Origin of the sequence: Desulfurivibrio nitratireducens (genome assembly GCF_044068515.1) — a bacterium.
Classification (GTDB): domain Bacteria; phylum Desulfobacterota; class Desulfobulbia; order Desulfobulbales; family Desulfurivibrionaceae; genus Desulfurivibrio.
In genome coordinates, this window is sequence record NZ_JBIPKI010000004.1 from 57,675 (window position 1) to 74,710 (window position 17,036).

Consider the following 17,036-nt stretch of genomic DNA (forward strand, 5'->3'; position numbering starts at 1 on the left):
TGCGGTGGTGTGTTATTTCAGCGGGATACCGGCGAGCATGATCATAACCAGCAAGGCGGGCCGCAGGGAAATCTTCGGTTGGTGCATGTTCGATTTTGCCAACCAGGCCTATACCCTGCTGATTATTACGGTGATTTTCGGCGACCTCTACAGCCGGATCATCGTCGGCGACGCCCCCGCCTACCGGCTCGGCAATCTGCTCTGGAGCCTGGCCCTCTGTCTGAGCTATCTGCTGGTGGTGGTCAGCGCTCCCCTGCTGGGGGCGGTCATGGACGCGGCCCGGGCCAAGAAACGGCTGCTCTTTCTCAGTTATCTGGTTACGGTGGCGGCCACCGCCCTGCTCTTTCTGGTCCAGCCCGGTTACTGGTGGCTTGGCTTTGCCCTGATCGTCATCTCCAACACCGCCTATTCCCTGGGCGAGTCCTTCATCGCCAGCTTCCTGCCTTTTCTCGGCCGTCCCGAGGAACTGGGCAAAATCTCCGGTTTGGGCTGGGCCTGCGGCTATGCCGGCGGCCTGGTTGCCGCCGGCCTGGCCCTGTTTTTGCTCGGGGAAGTCAGCCTTGCCAATTTCGACCGGGTCCGCTGGGTCGGTCCCTTGGCGGCCCTCTTTTTTCTCCTGGCGGCGATTCCGACTTTCCTCTGGTTGCGCGAACCGGCCATCGGGCGGCGGCGTCCGCTACGGGCCCGGCTGCTGGCCGTCGGCAGGCGCCGGCTGGGGCGGCCCCTGCGGACCATCCGCCGCCTGCCCGATCTGTCCCTGCTCTTCGTTTCAATTCTATTTGCCATGGCCGGGGTCTATGTGATTGTGGCCTTTGCCTTTATTTACGGGGCCCAGGTCATCGGCTGGAGCGCGACCACCCGCAACCTGATGTTCGTCGTCGTCCAGATCACCGCCCTGGCCGGGGCCCTCGGCTTTGGCGCCCTCCAGGGCCGGCTCGGGGGGCGGCTGACCTACGCTTTGACCCTGGTGCTCTGGATTCTGGCGATCCTGGCGATCTATTTTGTCCAGGAATTGGCCGCCTGGCTTGCCCGGGGGCCCGGGATTGCGGTCAGCGTCGAGCACCTTTTTCTGGGGGCCGGGGTGCTGGCCGGCTTGAGCCTGGGCTCGAGCCAGTCGGTGGGCCGGGCCCTGGTCGGGGTTTTTTCGCCCCCGGCCCGGGCCGCCGAAATGTTCGGCTTCTGGGGCGTCTTCTCCAAGGTTGCCGCAATTCTTGGTCTGTTCGGGGTCGGCCTGCTCCAGTTCGTTCTTGGCCTTGAAGGGGCGGTGCTCTTCTGCATCGTTCTTTTTGCCTTGGCTCTGGTGCCCTTGGCCCGGATCGATGAAGCGCGGGGCCTGGCCGCCGCGGCCGCTGAGAGTATTCTCACGGCTGGCAATGGCAGCGAAAAGACCGCGCTTTAATCCGGCCTGCCCGGGGCCGGAAGGGGAAAAAGTGGGCCGGGCAGCCCTGTCCCGGCCGGAACCCGGGCTTACTGCGGCTTCGGGCTCCGCTGGGGGAAATAATTTGACAAAGAGCCGCTTTTTGGTTAATTAACCTCTTTTATGATCAACAAAGGGCGGCTCCGCAACCCTTGCGGCCGGCCAACGGTTAATCTCAGACGATCGACGAAAAGGCGGTGAAAGCTAAATGATCGAAGTTGAAGTCAGGGGCGATGTTGAGCATGCCATCCGGATCCTCAAGAAAAAGCTCCAGCTTGACGGCATGAAGAAAGAGCTCAAGCGGCGCGAGTTTTATGAAAAGCCCAGCGCCAAGCGTCGGCGCAAGACGGCGGAATCGCGGCGCAAGCTGCGCAAATTGATGTTCAGAATGGAGCGGGACTAAGGTCCCGTTTTAAGGGCCCGGTTCTCATGTCCGGTCTGCGCGGTCCGCGTCCTGACAATCAGGCCCCTGGTAAACGACGCCCCCGTGACCCGCTTTTTGCTGCGGTCGCCGGGGCGTTTCCTTTTGTCCCTCCCCTGCTGGACTTTTTTCTCCAGTACCTGGCCGCCGAACGGCGCCTGGCGGTCAATACCCTGGCGGCCTACCAGGCCGACCTGTTCTCCTTTTTCTCCTTTCTCGCCCGCCATTCCGGCGGGCCGATCACCCAGCTGGACGATATTGGGCCCGATCACCTGCGGGCCTACCTGGCGGCCTGCCACCGGGACGGGATCTCTGCCCGCAGCAACGCCCGGCGGATTTCCGCCCTCCGCGCCTTCTTCCGTTTTCTCCTGGGAGAACAGTTGCTTAAGCGCGACCCCTCCGCCCTGCTCGACCTGCCCAAGCCCGGCCGGGCTTTGCCCAAGGTGTTGAGCATGGCCGAGGTCGACCTGCTGCTGGCCCCGCCGGCCCAGCCGACCCCCCTGGCCCTGCGCAACCATGCCATGCTGCACCTGCTTTATGCCACCGGGATGCGGGTTTCCGAACTGGTAAAGCTGCCGGTGGCCGCGGTCAACCGGGCCGGCCACCTGCGGGTGCTGGGCAAGGGGACCAAGGAACGGCTGGTGCCTTTCGGGGAAGCCGCCCGCCAGACCATGGCGGTTTATATCACCCAGGGCCGGCCCCGCCTGCTCAAGCGCCGGCGCAGCGATTTTCTCTTCGTCACCAGCCGGGGCACGGCCATGACCCGGCTGCGCTTCTGGCAGATTCTGCGGGACCGGGCCCTGTTCTGCGGGATTAAGCGGGCCATCAGCCCCCACGTGCTCCGTCACTCCTTTGCCACCCACCTGCTGGAGCACGGGGCCGATCTGCGCGCGGTTCAGGTCATGCTCGGCCACGCCGATATCGCCACCACCCAGATTTATACCCACGTCGACACCGCCCGCCTCAAGGCCGTCCATCGTAAATTTCATCCCCGCGGCTGATCCCGGCGCCGGCCGGCTGGTCCGACCTGAAGAAAGCCAGGGTGAGTTCTGGCCGGGCCGGACTCAGTGGCTGATTGCAAAAACGGGGGTGAATCAGTAGAGTAATCCGATGGATCTCATCACCACCCATATCAACGCCGATTTCGACGCCCTGGCCTCGATGGTGGCGGCCAAGAAGCTTTACCCGGAGGCGATCCTGGCCTTTGCCGGGGCCCAGGAGAAGAATCTGCGCGATTTTTTCAGCCAGTCCGTCGAGTATCTTTACGATTTTCAGCGCCTGAAAAACATTCCCTTCAAGGAGGTCAAGCGCCTGATCGTGGTCGATACCCGCCAGGCTTCCCGGCTTGGCACCATCGCCGAATGCCTGGCCAACCCCGGCCTGGAAATCCATATTTACGATCACCACCCCGCCAATCCCGGGGATTTGCGGGGCAATGTCGAGCATATCCGGCCGGTGGGCTCCACCGTCACCATTTTCGTCGATCTTTTCCGGAGCCGGGAAGTGACGCTCAGCCCCCAGGAGGCCACCCTGCTGGCCATGGGGATCTACGAGGACACCGGCTCCTTCCATTTCGATACCACCACCCCCGAAGACCTCCAGGCCGCGGCCTGGCTGCTGGAGCGAGGGGCCAATCTCCACGCCATCACCCAGTTCATCGCCCAGGAACTGACCAGCACCGAAGTGACCCTGCTGGGCGAGCTGATCCGTTCGGCCACCACCTACACCATCCAGGGCCTGGATATCACCGTGGCCAAACTGACCATTGATAGCTATTTCGACGGCTTTGCCATGGTGGTCCGCCGTTTCATGGTGATGGAAAACCTCAATACCCTGTTTGCCCTGGCCCGGATGGGCGAGCGCACTTATCTCATCGCCCGCAGCCGGATTCCCGAGGTTAACGCCGGGGAAATCGTCCGCGAGTTCGGCGGCGGGGGGCACGCCTCGGCCGCCTCGGCCACGATCAAGGATCTGACCATGATCGAGGCCGAGGAAAAACTGATCCAGGTTCTGCACAAGCAGATCCGGCCCCAGCGCCTGGCCGGTGATTTGATGAGCGCCCCGGTGATCAGTGGCCGGCCCAACATCACCATCCACCAGGCCGAGGAACTGCTCAACCGCTACAACATCACGGTCCTGCCGGTGGTTGACGAGAATCACCGGGTAATCGGCCTGATTTCCCGCCGGGTGGCGGGCAAGGCCGCTCAGTTGGGCCTGCAGGAGCAGCCGGTCAGCGATTACATGAGCACCGAGTTCGCCACCCTGACCCCCATGGCGACCATGGGTGATATCCAGGAGCTGATCATCGAGCACCGCCAGCGCATCATCCCGGTGGTGGACGGCCGCAACGGCGAATTGCAGGGGGTGATCACCCGCACCGACCTGCTCAATCTGCTGGTCAACGATCCTTCCCGGCTGCCCCGCAATCTCTACAGCGAACAGCTCCCTTCCAGTGAAAGGCAGCGCAATCTCCAGAATTTGATGGTGGAGCGGTTGGGGCGCCGGATCGTCGTGCTCCTCCGGACCATCGGGGAAGTCGCCGAGGCCCGCAAGTATCACGCCTTCGCCGTGGGCGGCTTTGTCCGCGACCTGCTGCTGCACGAAAAGAATCTCGATATCGACGTGGTCATCGAGGGGGATGGAATCCGCTTTGCCAAGGACCTGGCCGCCCGCCTCGGCGGCGAGGTCCGGGTCCACAGCAAGTTTAAAACCGCGATGGTCAGGCTGCCCGACGGGCTCAAGGTGGATGTGGCCACCGCCCGGCTGGAATATTACGACTACCCGGCGGCCATGCCCACAGTGGAGTTGTCCTCCCTCAAGCTGGATCTCTATCGGCGGGATTTTACGATTAATGCCATGGCGGTTCATCTCAACCCGGAAAACTTCGGTCTCCTGGTGGATTTTTTCAACAGCCAGAACGACCTCAAGGACAAGAAGATCCGGGTACTGCACAACCTCAGTTTTGTCGAGGATCCCACCCGGATCTTCCGGGCTATTCGCTTCGAGCAGCGGATGGGTTTCGCCATCGGCCGCCACACCGAGCGCCTGATCAAGAATGCGGTGCGGATGAACCTCTTTGACCGCTTTTTTGGTTATCGCTTTTTCGGGGAGTTGCAGCTGATGCTCAACGAGGACAACCCCCTGCCGGCCATCCGCCGGCTGGCGGAGCTGGGGCTGCTGCCCTTTCTCCATCCCAAGTTGCGGATGGATGCCCGCCTCGAAAATATTCTCTCCGAAGCCCAGGCGGGCCTGGCCTGGTACCACTTGCTTTATCTCGACAAACCCTGTCGCCCCTGGCTGGTTTATCTCCTGGCCCTGACCGCCACCCTCAAGGGCGAGGAGGTTAAAACCTTTTGTGCCCGCTTCGAGGTGCCCGTGCGGATTCGCCAGGCCCTGCTGCGGGAAAAATGGGCGGCCCAGCAGGCGGCCACCAGTTTGCGGCGCCACGCGCCGACCAGCAACAGTGGAATTTATCATCTCCTGGCTGATCTGGGGCCCGAGGGTTTGCTTTATCTGATGGCGATAATCCGCAAAAAAGCTGCGAAAAAATCGATTTCTCTGTATGTTACCGAGCTCATAGACGTTCGGCCGGAAATCAGCGGCCATGACCTTAAAAACATGGGTTATCAGCCCGGTCCCCGGTTCCGGGAAATTTTTGATCAGCTGCTCGACGCCCGGCTGGATGGCAAGTTGCGCAACCGCAAGCAGGAGCTGGCCTATGTGCGGCGCCATTTTCCCTTGACCGCCGGCTCCCCGCCGGATAGCGCCGAATCCGGCCCCGCCCCACCCCCGGGCAACTGCCGGCCGGGAAGTCCGGAACCCGGGACCAAACCCTGATGATTTTTGAGCGATGAAAATTCCCGTTAAACCGACCTTCAGCCTTGCCGACCTGCGCCAGGTGGCCATCAACCTGCTGCTGATGACCGTCGGCGGGGTGATTTGCGCCCTGGCGGTCAACGGGGTGATTATTCCCCACGATTTCGCCGCCGGGGCCATCACCGGTCTGGCCGTAATCATCAACGAACTTTTTCCTCCCCTGGACATCGGCCTGATTTATCTGCTGATCAACGTGCCCCTTTTTTTCGGGGCCTACATGGCGGTGGGGCGGCGCTTCTTTCTTTACAGCCTGGCCGGGACGCTGATTTTTTCCCTGGCCCTGGCCCTGGTCAAGGTTGATCTGGCGGTGGAGAATGATATCCTGGCGGCGATGTTCGCCGGTATCCTGATGGGCCTGGGAGCGGGGGTAACCCTGCGCTCCCAGGGTTCGGCCGGCGGGGCGGACATCCTCTCGGTGATGCTGATGAAGCGCTTTTCCATTCCCCTGGGCACCACCCTGCTGGCTCTGAACGTGGTGGTGCTGAGCCTGGCCGCAGTGGTTTTTTCCCTTGATTCGGCCCTTTATACCCTGATTCAGATTTATGTGGCGGCCAAGCTGGTCAACCTGGTGGTCACCGGTTTAAGCCAGCGCAAGGCGGTCATGATCATCTCCAAGCACTGGCCGGAGATCAACCGGGAGATCCTCCGCGACCTGCGCCGGGGCACTACGGTGATCCCGGCTCGGGGGGGCTATTCCGGCAGCGAGGAAAACATGCTCTACGCGGTGGTCAACTTCCGCGAAATCGGCGAACTCAAGGCGATGATCCGCAACATCGACCCCGATGCCTTCGTGGTGGTCACCGATACCCTGGAGGTGATGAACTACCGCATCGGCAACCAGCCCCACTGGTAAAACGGGCAGCAGCACCGCATCTTCGGGCGATCGGCCCGGCTTGCGTACTGATGTACGCGGCACCGGTCCGCTTGCCCGAACCTGCGGCACTGCTGCCCGTTTTCATCTTGGAGCCTGTTTTATTGGGGGCTGCTGGGTGCTCACCCTGCCCGGTTTGGCTTGGGACAGGGTGAGCACCTGAGTTGGCGGCTGGGCCAGCGAGGCGGTTAGGCGCTGGCGGTGAGTTTTTGTTGGATTTCGTGGGGGACCGGGGCGTATTCGCGAAAGTGGCAGCGGAAGCTGGCCCGGCCCTGGGTCAGGGATTTAAGGGTGGTGGAGTAACGGTGCTGTTCGGCCAGGGGGGTTACCGCCCGGATCAGCTGGTAGCGGCCCTGGGACTCCATGCCCTGGATCATCGAGCGGCGGCTCTGGAGGTCGCTCATCACGTCGCCCATCAACTCTTCGGGCACCAAGATTTCCATGTCGTAAAGCGGCTCGAGAATCTGGGGGTTGGCGTTGCGGAAGGCCTCCTTGAAGGCCTGGGAACCGGCGATTTTGAAGGAAATGTCATTGGAGTCCACTGCGTGCATCTTGCCGTCGAAGACCATCACCCGGACATCGCGGACATAGGAGCCGGTCATCGGGCCTTCCTGCATTTTTTCCATCACCCCCTTGAGAATCGAAGGCAGATACTTGGCGTCGATGACCCCGCCGACGATGCAGTTGTAAAAGACCAGCTTGCCCCCCCAGGGCAGCGCGATTTCGTCCTTGCCCCGCACGGTGAAATCACTGGGATCGGGCATTCCCTCCTCGTAGGGCTCGACCCGCAGGTGGACCTCGGCGAACTGGCCCGCTCCGCCGGACTGCTTTTTGTGGCGGTACATGGCGGTGGCCCCCTTTCTGATCGTCTCCCGGTAAGGGATCCGGGGTTCGACAAAATCGACCTTGATCCCGTAGGACTTTTCCAGCCGCCAGCGGACCAGGTTGAGATGCAGTTCGCCCTGGCCCCAGAGGATCAACTGCTTGAGTTCCGGCGAAAGCTCGGCCCGGATGGTCGGATCCTCGGCCTGGATCTCTCGCAAGGCCTCGCCCAGCTTTTCGTCATCCTTCTTGTCGGTGGTAACCACCGCGGTCCGGATCCGGGGCTCGGGAAATTCGATGGGCTTGAGGGCCACGGGAAAATCCTTGCTGTGCAGAGTGTGGTTGGTCTTGGTGCCCTTCATCTTCAAGGTGGTCCCCAGGTCCCCGGCCACCAGCTTGGTTACCGGCTGGCGGTTCTTGCCGGCCATGATGAAGAGCTGATTGAGCCGCTCGGTTTCCCCGGTGGCGTTATTGACCAGGTCCGTGCCCTCGCTGACAACTCCCGAGCAAACTTTGAAAAAGGTGATTTTGCCCAAAAACTGCTCCACCAGGGTGCGGAAGACGAAAATGACCGGGGGCCCGGCCGGGTCGCAGGGCAGTTCGTTGCCATCGACGGTTTTTTCCGGGGGCATTTCGGTGGCCGAAGGGGCGACGTTGTCGATGAAGCCCATCATCCGGCCGCTGCCCATGTTGCGCTTGGCCGACAGGCAGAAAATCGGATAGACCTCCCGGTTGAGCATCCCGATCTTGAGGCCCTTGCGCATCTCGTCCTCGTCCAGGCTGCCCTTTTCAAAGTAAAGCTCCATCAGCTCTTCGTCGTTTTCCGCCGCCTTTTCCACCAGCTGGTTGTGCAGCTCAGCGGCCCGTTCCTTCTCACCGGCCGGAATTTCCTGCTTTTCCGGTTTGCCGCCTTCGGGGGGAAACTTGTACATCGTCATTTTCAGCAGATCGATGATGCAGTCGAAGTTTTCCCCCTCGCTCAAGGGATACTGCATGACGATGGCCCCCGGGCCGAAACTCTCCTGAATCGAGGCCACCGCCTTGAAATAATCTGATTTGGGATGGTCCACCTGGTTGACGGCGAAAATCGCCGGAGTCGCGTAACGCTCGAGGTAGCTCCAGGTCAGCTCGGTCCCCACTTCGACCCCGTACTGGGCGTTGACCAGCATGACCGCGGTATCCGCCACCCGCAGGGCGGAAACCACTTCGCCGACAAAATCATCGAGGCCCGGAGTGTCGATGATGTTGATCTTGTAATCCCGCCAGTCGGTGTGCAGCAGGGTGGCGTAGACCGAGTTGCCGCGCTCGTGTTCGATTTCGTGGAAGTCGGAGATCGTGTTCTTATCTTCAATCGTGCCGCGGCGGTTGGAAAGTCCGGCCTCGAAAACCATGGTTTCGGCCAGGGTGGTTTTACCGGACTTGACGCTGCCGAGGAGAACGATGTTTTTGATGTACTTGTCATCATAAAGCTTCATGGAGCACCTCTCTGTTGAAGGTTGGCGGACAAAAAGCTTGACGGCGGGATGGACCGGCACAATAGTAAGCGTTCAGCGACCGCGGCTTGGCGCCCGGCTTACCGGCAGGACGGCATCCTGGCCCGATTGCACACGAGATCATCGTCCTATACTCTTTACCCCCAAAAAGGCTGATCTGGCAAGACGACTTTCCACTTTATGGAGATAACAGCATGACCGGAGAAAAATTTCGCGCCCTGCGAGTGGAAGAAAGCCCCGGCGGCGGTTTCCGGCGCCGGGTGGTCGAGCGCGACCTGGCTGAACTGCCCGACCACGAGGTGCTGATCCGGGTCCATTATTCATCTCTTAATTACAAGGACGCCCTCTCCGCCGCCGGCAACCGGGGGGTTACCCGGCGTTATCCCCATACCCCAGGCATCGACGCCGCCGGGGTAGTGGTGGAAAGCCGCTCGCCCCAGTGCCGGCCGGGAGACGAAGTGGTGGTGTCCGGTTATGACCTCGGCATGAATACCCCCGGCGGCCTGGGGCAGTATATCCGGGTGCCGGCGGCCTGGGTCTTGCCCCGGCCGGCCCAGCTGAGCCTGCGTCAGTGCATGATGTACGGCGCGGCCGGCTTTACCGCCGCTCAATGTCTGGCCCGGCTGGTTGATTTCCCGGTGCGTCCCGAGGACGGCCGGATTTTAGTGACCGGAGCTACCGGCGGAGTGGGCATGGTTGCCCTGGCGATGCTGGCCCGCCTCGGCTATCAGGTTCATGCCGTAACCGGCAAGGCGGATCAGGCGGATTTCCTGCGCAAGTTCGGGGCCGCCCGAGTGCTGAGCCGGGCCGAGGCCACCGATGGGAGCGGCCGGATGATGCTGAAGGGCAAGTGGGCCGGGGTGGTGGACACGGTTGGGGGAGCGATTCTGGCCACCGCCATCAAGTCCTGCCGTTACGGCGCCCTGGCTACCTGCTGCGGCAACGCCGCCTCCCCGGATTTGCCTTTGAACGTTTACCCTTTTATTTTGCGGGGAGTTACCCTGGCCGGCATCGACAGCGCCGAATGCCCCCGGGCTCATCGCCTGGCCATTTGGCAACGGCTGGCGACGGAATGGCAGGTGCCCGATTTAACAGAAATGATTACTGAAATTTATCTTGACGGGGTGGAGGAGAAGATCGAAGATATTTTGCGGGGTCGTCACCGCGGTCGGATTCTGGTTAATCTGGCCTGATTTGCCGCAAGCACCCAAGCCTCGGCGCAAGTTGCAATAAAAGCAAAAATTTAGCAGAAACAACCGATTGCGGGAGAGATTTCCGCGGGAACCGAAAAACCAAGGACTAGAACCACCATGCCTCGATTAATATCAGCTGTTTTTGTCGTAGCCTTGGTTGGGCTGCTCGTCGGAGGTTGCGGCTCGATGTTGCCGGTGGCCAAAACCCGCAGTGAGGCGCGTTGGGGGAGCTTTGAAGAATCCAAGGCGGTCTTTGACCAGATCATCCCCTATCGAACCTCCCGTGCGGATTTGCAGGAACTCCATTTTGATCCGAGTCAAACCCCCAATATCCAGATTATGACCTACCCCGAAATTATCCAGCTCTTCATGCCCAACTCTTCTTTTGACCTCCGGGAAATGGACCCCGGTCTGCGTCTTTGCGTGGCGGAATCGGCCAACTGCCAGGCCTTCCAGCTTAACTTGCACCGGCTTGAGTCGGAACGGCATGGCAACGTCTTTCTCGATCTTTTCCGCTTCAAGCGGCAGACCCACCAGACCGGGTGGCGCTTTACTTCCCTGGTGGTCCTGGTTGAAGACCAGGTGGTCTATAAGCTTTGGGGCGGGGTTCCCAGGGTCGATGAACATTTGTACCAAAAAAATCCCCTCGGCCCCCTGCAGGAGCCGGCGGATACCGCCCGGGACGCGGCCCTGTTCGGAGTTTTGTAATCTCTGCGTCCACGAAGCCGCCGGGTTATTTTAAGCGACCGAAAAAAGGCTTGATTGTTAAATTGCCATTGGCCTCTTGCGCCATTTGTGTTATTGGCATATTATGCTCTTAATAGAAACGATTCCTATTTGGTTGCAAGGTCGCTTAGCCGGCGCCAAAAGTTTAGAGCCGTTCCCCAGGCGGCCAGGAAATTTATCAGCTAATGGAGGCCCCCCGTGTCCCTAGGTACTACTCTTCGTGTAACCAGGCAGCGCCAGGTGTTGTTGGATGAGTTGTGCAAGCTTTACACTCATCCCACCGCCGACGAACTTTACCAGATAGCCCGCAAGCGTCTGCCGCGCATCAGTCTGGGCACGGTTTACCGCAACCTGGAGTTGATGGCCGAACATGGCATGATCCAGAAGCTGGAAGTCGGCGGGACCCAGAAGCGCTTTGACGGCAACGCGGCTCCCCACTATCATGTCCGCTGCCTCAAGTGCGGGCGGCTGGATGACCTGAACCTGCCCCTGGATCTGGATCTCGATCGGCAAGCTGGCGAACTCACCGACTTCACCATTTTGCGGCACAGCCTGGAGTTTACCGGAATCTGTCCGGCCTGCCGCTGATTGGTCGGATCATCCTGTTTACCACCGTGGTCGCTACCGGGAGTTAACCATCAGGAACAGGCCGGCGACGGCTGGCTTCCCCAGCGGTATTTACCGGGCCGGGAGAGGAAATCGCCGCCTTCCGGCTACCATGATAAAAAAATTGGCAAACTCAGGAGAATGTGATGAAATCATTGAAAGGGACCCAAACGGAAAAAAATATTCTCACCGCCTTTGCCGGCGAATCTCAGGCCCGCAACCGCTACACCTATTTCTCCGCCCGGGCCAAAAAGGACGGCTATGTCCAGATTTCCGCGATTTTTGAGGAAACCGCCAACCAGGAAAAGGAGCACGCCAAGCGGCTGTTCAAATTGCTCGAGGGCGGCGAGGTGGAAATCAGCGGGACTTTCCCGGCCGGGGTGATCGGTGATACCCTGGAAAACCTGGCCGAGGCGGCCGGGGGAGAAAATTACGAATATACCATCATGTATCCAGGATTTGCCAAGGTCGCCGACGAAGAGGGTTTTCCCGAGATCGCCGAAATCTTCCGGAAAATAGCGGTGGCCGAAGCCTTTCATGAAAAACGCTACCTGGCCCTGCAGGCCAATATCAAGGGTGATCGTGTTTTCAAGCGCGAGCAGCCTACGGTTTGGCAGTGCCGTAATTGCGGATATGTCCATGACGGTGATGCGGCCCCGGATTGTTGTCCGGCCTGTGATCATGCCCAGGCCCATTTCGAGCTGTTGAAAGAAAACTGGTAGTCCGGGCGCGGCCCCTGGGCGTTTGTCCATCCCCCCGGTTTTGGGGGCGCCGTTTTTTCCCCAATCCCGCAGCCGTAAACGGTGGCGTGCGCGCTCTGACCGGGGCGGCCGCGGGATCCCGTTGACCAATTGGGCCGGGGGAGCTCGGAACTTAAGCGAAAGGAGGTATTTCGGATGAAGGCGACTGAAATTAAACCGGATATTTTCTGGGTCGGGGCCCTGGACTGGAACAGCCGCGATTTCCATGGTTACTTGATCGAAAAAGGCACCACCTACAACGCCTACCTGATCCGGGACGATAAGACCGCCCTTTTCGATACCGTCCGGCAGGGTTTTAAAAGCGACTTGCTTCACCATCTGCACCAGCTTATCGAGCCGGAAAAAATCGACTACATCGTGGTCAATCACGTGGAGCTCGATCATTCGGGCTGCCTGCCGGAGATGATTGAGTTGATCAAGCCGGAGAAAATCTTCTGCTCACCCATGGGCCACAAAGCCCTGTTGGAGCACTTTCATCGGCCCGACTGGCCCTATGAGGTGGTAAAAACCGGGGACACGATTTCCCTGGGCCGCCGGACGGTAAAGTTCATCGAAACCCGGATGCTGCACTGGCCGGACAGCATGTTTTCCTATATTCCCGAGGAAAAACTGCTGATCTCCAGCGATGCCTTCGGTCAGCACTGGGCCACCTCCGAGCGTTTCGACGATGAAGTGGATCCCGGCGAGCTGATGGCTCATGCCGCCAAGTACTACGCCAATATCCTGCTGCTTTTCTCTCCCAACGTGCAGAAACTGCTGGCGGAAGTCGAGGCCAGCGGCCTGGAGATCGACATGATCGCCCCGGATCACGGCCTGATCTGGCGGCGGAACCCGGGGGCCATCCTCGAGGCCTACCAGCGTTGGAGCCGCCAGGAACCCAAGGAGAAGGCGCTGATCATTTACGACACCATGTGGCACAGCACCGAAAAGATGGCCAACGCGGTGGCCAGCGGCCTGCTGGAGGAAGGGATCAATTCCGTCAAGCTGCTGCATGCCCGCAAAAACCACCGCAGCGATATCATGACCGAGGTTTTGGACGCCAAGGCCTTGATCCTGGGTTCGCCCACCCTCAACAACAATATCATGCCGGCCATGGCCGATGTGCTGACCTATATGAAGGGGCTGCGCCCGAAAAACAAGGTCGGAGCCGCCTTCGGTTCATACGGCTGGAGCGGCGAGGCGGTCAAGCATTTGAGCGAGCGCCTTGATGCCATGGGGATACCCCTGGTGGCCGAGGGGGTCCGGATCAAGAATGTCCCCGCCCACGAGACCCTCAAGGATTGCGTGGAACTGGGCCGGGCCGTAGCCCGCGCCATGCGGTAATATTGCCGCCCCACCGCATCTGGGCGTGATCAGGTCCGGCGACATACTGAAGAGTATGGTCGCCGGATCTGTTTGCACCTGCCCCAGCCTGGGCTGTGGCCCAATTTTACCTGCCGGACGGCGTTGCCATCTCGTTCTTTGTTCTTGTTCTAATGGTTGACCTGGGGCGGAAAACCGGCATTGCCCGGTCCGGCGTGGCTGCTGGTCGGAATTAAGCGGGGCCGGGTGGTCTGATTTTTTGTTATGGTGGTCCATGGGGTTGCGGGGGGTTAAAAATCGGGTGCTGGAGTTGTTGGCCCAAGCTGGATCTTTGCCGGAGGTAAGTTTGGCCGCAGGGCGGGATCTGGCGCCTGAGGAATTGCCCCCGGCGGTGCTGGGGGAGCTTCTGGCCCTGCCCCGGTCCCAGGTTTTGAAGGTGCTTTTTGCCGCCCTCTGTCATCATGAGCCCCAGGTGCGCTGGCGAGCGGTGAGCGCCATGGGGCCGGTGGTGGCGGATCTGGCCCGGCAGGATCTCGAGGCGGCCCGGGTGGTAATGCGCCGTTTCATGTGGAGCCTCAATGACGAATCCGGCGGCATCGGCTGGGGGGCCCCCGAGGCCATGGCCGAGTGCCTGGTCCATCATCCCGGTCTGGCTGAGGAATATAGCCACATCCTGGTTTCCTTCATGCGGGAGGATGGATTTTTTCTCGAATACCCGCCCTTGCAGCGTGGGCTGATGTGGGGTCTGGGCCGTTTAGCCGCCACCCGGCCCGGCCTGCTCCGGAAAAAAGGGGCCGACCATTACCTCTTGCCCTACCTGGACTCCTCCGACTCCGAGGTCCGGGGCCTGGCCGCCCGGGCCCTGGGCTTGCTTGGCGCCGCGGCCGCCCGTCCATCCCTGGAGAAATTGCGCGGCCACCCGGAGCCGGTTACCTTCTATCAGCACGGCCGGCTGTTGAGGGCCACCGTGGGCGAACTGGCCGGCGAGGCCCTGGACCGCTTGCCATAGAGGAGATATTCAGCGACCCCGGCCAGCAAGCCTTTTTCATCTCCTTAAGCTCCTGTTATGTTAAGGAAAAACCTGGCAGCGCGGCCTGTTTGGCAAAACTCCTTGACAGGCCGCGGGCATCTCCCGTAAAACGTCACGATACTTTTCCGGGTCCGAGCAGACCCGGTTGTTTGGCGTTAATTTTTCCCCTTGGCGGTTTATGAATTTTCAAGACATTATCTTTGAACTGGGGCGTTACTGGGCGGAAAAGGGCTGTGCCATTCAGCAGCCCTATGATATGGAGGTGGGGGCCGGCACCTTTCATCCGGCCACCCTTTTGCGGGCCTTGGGGCCGGAACCCTGGAGCGCGGCTTATGTCCAGCCTTCCCGCCGACCCACCGATGGCCGCTACGGGGAAAACCCCAATCGACTGCAGCATTACTACCAGTACCAGGTGATTATCAAGCCGTCGCCGCCCGATATTCAGGAAATGTATATCGAGAGCCTGACCAGCTTCGGCCTCGACCCCCTGGAGCATGATATCCGCTTTGTCGAAGATGACTGGGAATCTCCGACCCTGGGGGCCTCCGGCCTGGGTTGGGAGGTTTGGCTTGATGGCATGGAGATCACCCAGTTTACCTATTTCCAGCAGGCCGGCAGCCTGGACCTGCACCCGGTGACGGTGGAGGTGACCTACGGCCTGGAAAGAATCGCCATGTATCTGCAGGGAGTGGAGAGCGTTTACGATATTTCCTGGAATGGCCGGGTCAGTTACGGTGATATTTTTCTCCAGGCGGAAAAAGAGTTTTCAGCCTTCAACTTCGAGCACGCCAACGTGGAAAAGCTGCTGGAGTTTTTCGCCGCTTACGAAGCCGAGGCCTTCCGCCTGCTTGATCTCGACCTGACCCTGCCCGCTTACGATTATTGCCTTAAATGTTCGCACACCTTCAACCTGCTTGACGCCCGCAAGGCGATCAGTGTGGCCGAGCGGACCCGTTATATCGGTCGGATCCGCAATATCGCCCGCCGGGTCGCGGAACAGTACGTGGCCCGGCGGGAGGCGCTGGGCTTTCCCCTCCTGCGGCGCAACTGAGGGGTTGATTTTAGCGGGGCGGGATTGCGGCGGGGGTTCCGGCAGACCAGGCGGGAAGGGTTTTTCCGGATCGGCCGGCAGCGGGATGGCCGACCCAGGCAAAAGGTGGCGGAAGTGCATGGGAATCGAACCCACCCACCAGGCTGTTAACCCGGTGCACCGGATTTGAAGTCCGGGAGGGCCACCAGTGCCCTTTCCACTTCCGCAGTTCCTGCCAACATAGTTGGTTCCGGCCTGAGCGACAACTTTTTTCCGCCCTTGGGCCGGAAAATATTGGCAGATCAGCCCAAGAGCATTATATGCCCCTGGCACCCGGCCATGATTATTGCCGCCCGGGCGCATTTTCGAACCCTTATAACATTCCCCGGGGTGACCCCGGCAAAGAACAAGGTATCAAGGAGCACGTCCCACGATGGAATGCCAGCGTTTCCAGAAACTTGTCAAAAACTGGTATCTGCAGGTTCAGGATGAGGCCATGGCCCCGGCCCGGATGGTGGCTTTTATGGAGAAACATCTGGTCGATTGTCCCGTTTGCCGGCTGGATCCCCTGGTGCGGGATGAGGTGAAGCGGATCATCGCCATTGTCCAACCGGCGACCAAAACCCGTAAACCACCCGAGGTCGAAGCTGAAGACGAGGAGGACATCCCCGACTTGGGCGAGGGGGATGATGCCGTTGCGGACTCTGACGAAGCCGAAGCTGAAGACGCTGATGAAGAGGATGAGGAAGTACTGGACGACGATGACGAAGAAGTCTGAAACCAAAGACCCCGCTTTCTTGGCCGGAAAGCGGGGTCTTTTTTATTTTAGCCGGACGTTGCCGGATTATGACCTGGTGGCGATGCAGGGACTTGAACCCCGGACTCTGCGGATATGAGCCGCATGCTCTAACCAACTGAGCTACATCGCCGTAGTTAAGAGCGTTCTATATGGTAGATTTTTCCATGGTTGTCAACCTCTTTGTCGACACCCGGCGAGGAGGAGAATCATAAAAAAAGGAAGAAGGATTTTACCCCTTCTTCCTTGCGGCATGTTGCCGGAAAAACTTTGCAGCGCGGAGAAATTACACGCAGCCGGTGGGCTTGGGCAGGCCGGCCATCTTGCAGGCTCCCTTGCCGGGTCCGGAGGGGAACAGCTCGTAGATCCGCTTCAGCGGGTAGCCGGTGGTCTTGGAAAGGATCCGGACCATCGGGGCGATGCCGTTCTTCTTGAAGTAGTCCTGCAGAATGTCGATGATCTTGCGATGCTCGTCGGTCAACTCTTCGATGCCTTCGATGCTCTTGACATAGTCAACCCACTCGTCATTCCATTCTTCCATCCCTTTGGTCAGGAAGCCGTCCTCGTCAACGTTGAAGGTTTTTCCATTATGCTCGATGGTTGCCATTGTTCTCCTCCTTGGCTAAAAGTTTGATCTAATATGAAAAGCACCATTTGCCTACTATTCAGGATGCTGTTTCTTACTATATGAC

General features: G+C 60.0%; 15 protein-coding genes and 2 tRNA genes. 13 read left to right on the plus strand and 4 right to left on the minus strand.

The window, feature by feature from the left end; genetic code table 11:
* Positions 1 to 37: 37 nt before the first annotated feature.
* The 5 genes from ACHHTY_RS02845 to ACHHTY_RS02865 all read left to right on the plus strand — a co-directional run bounded on the left by ACHHTY_RS02845 (position 38) and on the right by ACHHTY_RS02865 (position 6,567).
* Positions 38 to 1,399: an MFS transporter gene (locus ACHHTY_RS02845; protein ID WP_395492548.1), complete on the plus strand. Its 1,362-nt coding sequence runs from the start codon at positions 38 to 40 to the stop codon at positions 1,397 to 1,399.
* A 226-nt stretch (positions 1,400 to 1,625) separates the two neighbouring features.
* Positions 1,626 to 1,820, plus strand: coding sequence for a 30S ribosomal protein S21 (rpsU, locus tag ACHHTY_RS02850; protein ID WP_462346274.1), 195 nt, complete (start codon positions 1,626 to 1,628; stop codon positions 1,818 to 1,820).
* A 26-nt stretch (positions 1,821 to 1,846) separates the two neighbouring features.
* Complete coding sequence (xerD, locus tag ACHHTY_RS02855; protein WP_395492549.1) at positions 1,847 to 2,839, plus strand: site-specific tyrosine recombinase XerD; 993 nt, start codon at positions 1,847 to 1,849, stop codon at positions 2,837 to 2,839.
* A gap of 109 nt (positions 2,840 to 2,948) precedes the next feature.
* The gene (locus tag ACHHTY_RS02860) at positions 2,949 to 5,675 is read left to right on the plus strand and encodes a CBS domain-containing protein (protein ID WP_395492550.1); all 2,727 of its coding nucleotides are present in this window, start codon (positions 2,949 to 2,951) and stop codon (positions 5,673 to 5,675) included.
* 13 nt (positions 5,676 to 5,688) lie between these two features.
* Positions 5,689 to 6,567: a YitT family protein gene (locus ACHHTY_RS02865; protein ID WP_395492551.1), complete on the plus strand. Its 879-nt coding sequence runs from the start codon at positions 5,689 to 5,691 to the stop codon at positions 6,565 to 6,567.
* A gap of 206 nt (positions 6,568 to 6,773) precedes the next feature.
* On the opposite strand, the gene ACHHTY_RS02870 is transcribed toward ACHHTY_RS02865, so the two are convergent.
* Positions 6,774 to 8,882, minus strand: a complete 2,109-nt coding sequence (locus ACHHTY_RS02870) for an elongation factor G (protein WP_395492552.1) — start codon at positions 8,880 to 8,882, stop codon at positions 6,774 to 6,776.
* Between the two features lie 212 nt (positions 8,883 to 9,094).
* Here ACHHTY_RS02870 and ACHHTY_RS02875 point away from each other — a divergent pair, with 212 nt between their 5' ends.
* The 7 genes from ACHHTY_RS02875 (at position 9,095) to glyQ (ending at position 15,569) form a co-directional block, all read left to right on the plus strand.
* Entirely contained in the window at positions 9,095 to 10,093 is a 999-nt protein-coding gene (locus ACHHTY_RS02875; protein WP_395492553.1) for a YhdH/YhfP family quinone oxidoreductase, read from the plus strand.
* A 117-nt stretch (positions 10,094 to 10,210) separates the two neighbouring features.
* Positions 10,211 to 10,801 carry a hypothetical protein gene (locus tag ACHHTY_RS02880; RefSeq protein WP_395492554.1) on the plus strand — a complete coding sequence of 197 codons (591 nt, stop codon included), beginning with the start codon at positions 10,211 to 10,213 and terminating at the stop codon, positions 10,799 to 10,801.
* A 216-nt stretch (positions 10,802 to 11,017) separates the two neighbouring features.
* The gene (locus tag ACHHTY_RS02885; protein WP_395492555.1) at positions 11,018 to 11,407 is read left to right on the plus strand and encodes a Fur family transcriptional regulator; all 390 of its coding nucleotides are present in this window, start codon (positions 11,018 to 11,020) and stop codon (positions 11,405 to 11,407) included.
* Between the two features lie 164 nt (positions 11,408 to 11,571).
* Complete coding sequence (rbr, locus tag ACHHTY_RS02890) at positions 11,572 to 12,147, plus strand: rubrerythrin (RefSeq protein ID WP_395492556.1); 576 nt, start codon at positions 11,572 to 11,574, stop codon at positions 12,145 to 12,147.
* Between the two features lie 174 nt (positions 12,148 to 12,321).
* Positions 12,322 to 13,509 carry an FprA family A-type flavoprotein gene (locus ACHHTY_RS02895; RefSeq protein WP_395492557.1) on the plus strand — a complete coding sequence of 396 codons (1,188 nt, stop codon included), beginning with the start codon at positions 12,322 to 12,324 and terminating at the stop codon, positions 13,507 to 13,509.
* Positions 13,510 to 13,747: 238 nt separating this feature from the next.
* Positions 13,748 to 14,497, plus strand: a complete 750-nt coding sequence (locus tag ACHHTY_RS02900) for a DVU0298 family protein (protein WP_395492558.1) — start codon at positions 13,748 to 13,750, stop codon at positions 14,495 to 14,497.
* Positions 14,498 to 14,696: 199 nt separating this feature from the next.
* Positions 14,697 to 15,569 carry a glycine--tRNA ligase subunit alpha gene (glyQ, locus tag ACHHTY_RS02905; RefSeq protein ID WP_395492559.1) on the plus strand — a complete coding sequence of 291 codons (873 nt, stop codon included), beginning with the start codon at positions 14,697 to 14,699 and terminating at the stop codon, positions 15,567 to 15,569.
* Positions 15,570 to 15,675: 106 nt separating this feature from the next.
* On the opposite strand, the gene ACHHTY_RS02910 is transcribed toward glyQ, so the two are convergent.
* Positions 15,676 to 15,773, minus strand: a tRNA-Sec gene (locus ACHHTY_RS02910).
* Positions 15,774 to 15,981: 208 nt separating this feature from the next.
* Here ACHHTY_RS02910 and ACHHTY_RS02915 point away from each other — a divergent pair.
* On the plus strand, positions 15,982 to 16,326 hold the full coding sequence (locus ACHHTY_RS02915; protein WP_395492560.1) for a hypothetical protein: 345 nt from the start codon (positions 15,982 to 15,984) through the stop codon (positions 16,324 to 16,326).
* 74 nt (positions 16,327 to 16,400) lie between these two features.
* Here ACHHTY_RS02915 and ACHHTY_RS02920 read toward each other — a convergent pair.
* Positions 16,401 to 16,477 (minus strand) — tRNA-Met (locus ACHHTY_RS02920).
* 153 nt (positions 16,478 to 16,630) lie between these two features.
* Positions 16,631 to 16,951, minus strand: a complete 321-nt coding sequence (locus ACHHTY_RS02925) for a TusE/DsrC/DsvC family sulfur relay protein (protein ID WP_395492561.1) — start codon at positions 16,949 to 16,951, stop codon at positions 16,631 to 16,633.
* Positions 16,952 to 17,036: the final 85 nt, after the last annotated feature.

What these genes read in the sequence shown, in the direction of transcription:
- rbr (WP_395492556.1), top strand. Translation starts at nt 11,572, where the DNA reads ATGAAATCATTGAAAGGGACCCAAACGGAAAAAAATATTCTCACCGCC.
- xerD (WP_395492549.1), top strand. Translation starts at nt 1,847, where the DNA reads ATGTCCGGTCTGCGCGGTCCGCGTCCTGACAATCAGGCCCCTGGTAAA.
- ACHHTY_RS02870 (WP_395492552.1), bottom strand. Translation starts at nt 8,882, where the DNA reads ATGAAGCTTTATGATGACAAGTACATCAAAAACATCGTTCTCCTCGGC.
- rpsU (WP_462346274.1), top strand. Translation starts at nt 1,626, where the DNA reads ATGATCGAAGTTGAAGTCAGGGGCGATGTTGAGCATGCCATCCGGATC.
- glyQ (WP_395492559.1), top strand. Translation starts at nt 14,697, where the DNA reads ATGAATTTTCAAGACATTATCTTTGAACTGGGGCGTTACTGGGCGGAA.
- ACHHTY_RS02895 (WP_395492557.1), top strand. Translation starts at nt 12,322, where the DNA reads ATGAAGGCGACTGAAATTAAACCGGATATTTTCTGGGTCGGGGCCCTG.
- ACHHTY_RS02845 (WP_395492548.1), top strand. Translation starts at nt 38, where the DNA reads ATGATCATAACCAGCAAGGCGGGCCGCAGGGAAATCTTCGGTTGGTGC.
- ACHHTY_RS02915 (WP_395492560.1), top strand. Translation starts at nt 15,982, where the DNA reads ATGGAATGCCAGCGTTTCCAGAAACTTGTCAAAAACTGGTATCTGCAG.
- ACHHTY_RS02875 (WP_395492553.1), top strand. Translation starts at nt 9,095, where the DNA reads ATGACCGGAGAAAAATTTCGCGCCCTGCGAGTGGAAGAAAGCCCCGGC.
- ACHHTY_RS02925 (WP_395492561.1), bottom strand. Translation starts at nt 16,951, where the DNA reads ATGGCAACCATCGAGCATAATGGAAAAACCTTCAACGTTGACGAGGAC.
- ACHHTY_RS02880 (WP_395492554.1), top strand. Translation starts at nt 10,211, where the DNA reads ATGCCTCGATTAATATCAGCTGTTTTTGTCGTAGCCTTGGTTGGGCTG.
- ACHHTY_RS02860 (WP_395492550.1), top strand. Translation starts at nt 2,949, where the DNA reads ATGGATCTCATCACCACCCATATCAACGCCGATTTCGACGCCCTGGCC.
- ACHHTY_RS02865 (WP_395492551.1), top strand. Translation starts at nt 5,689, where the DNA reads ATGAAAATTCCCGTTAAACCGACCTTCAGCCTTGCCGACCTGCGCCAG.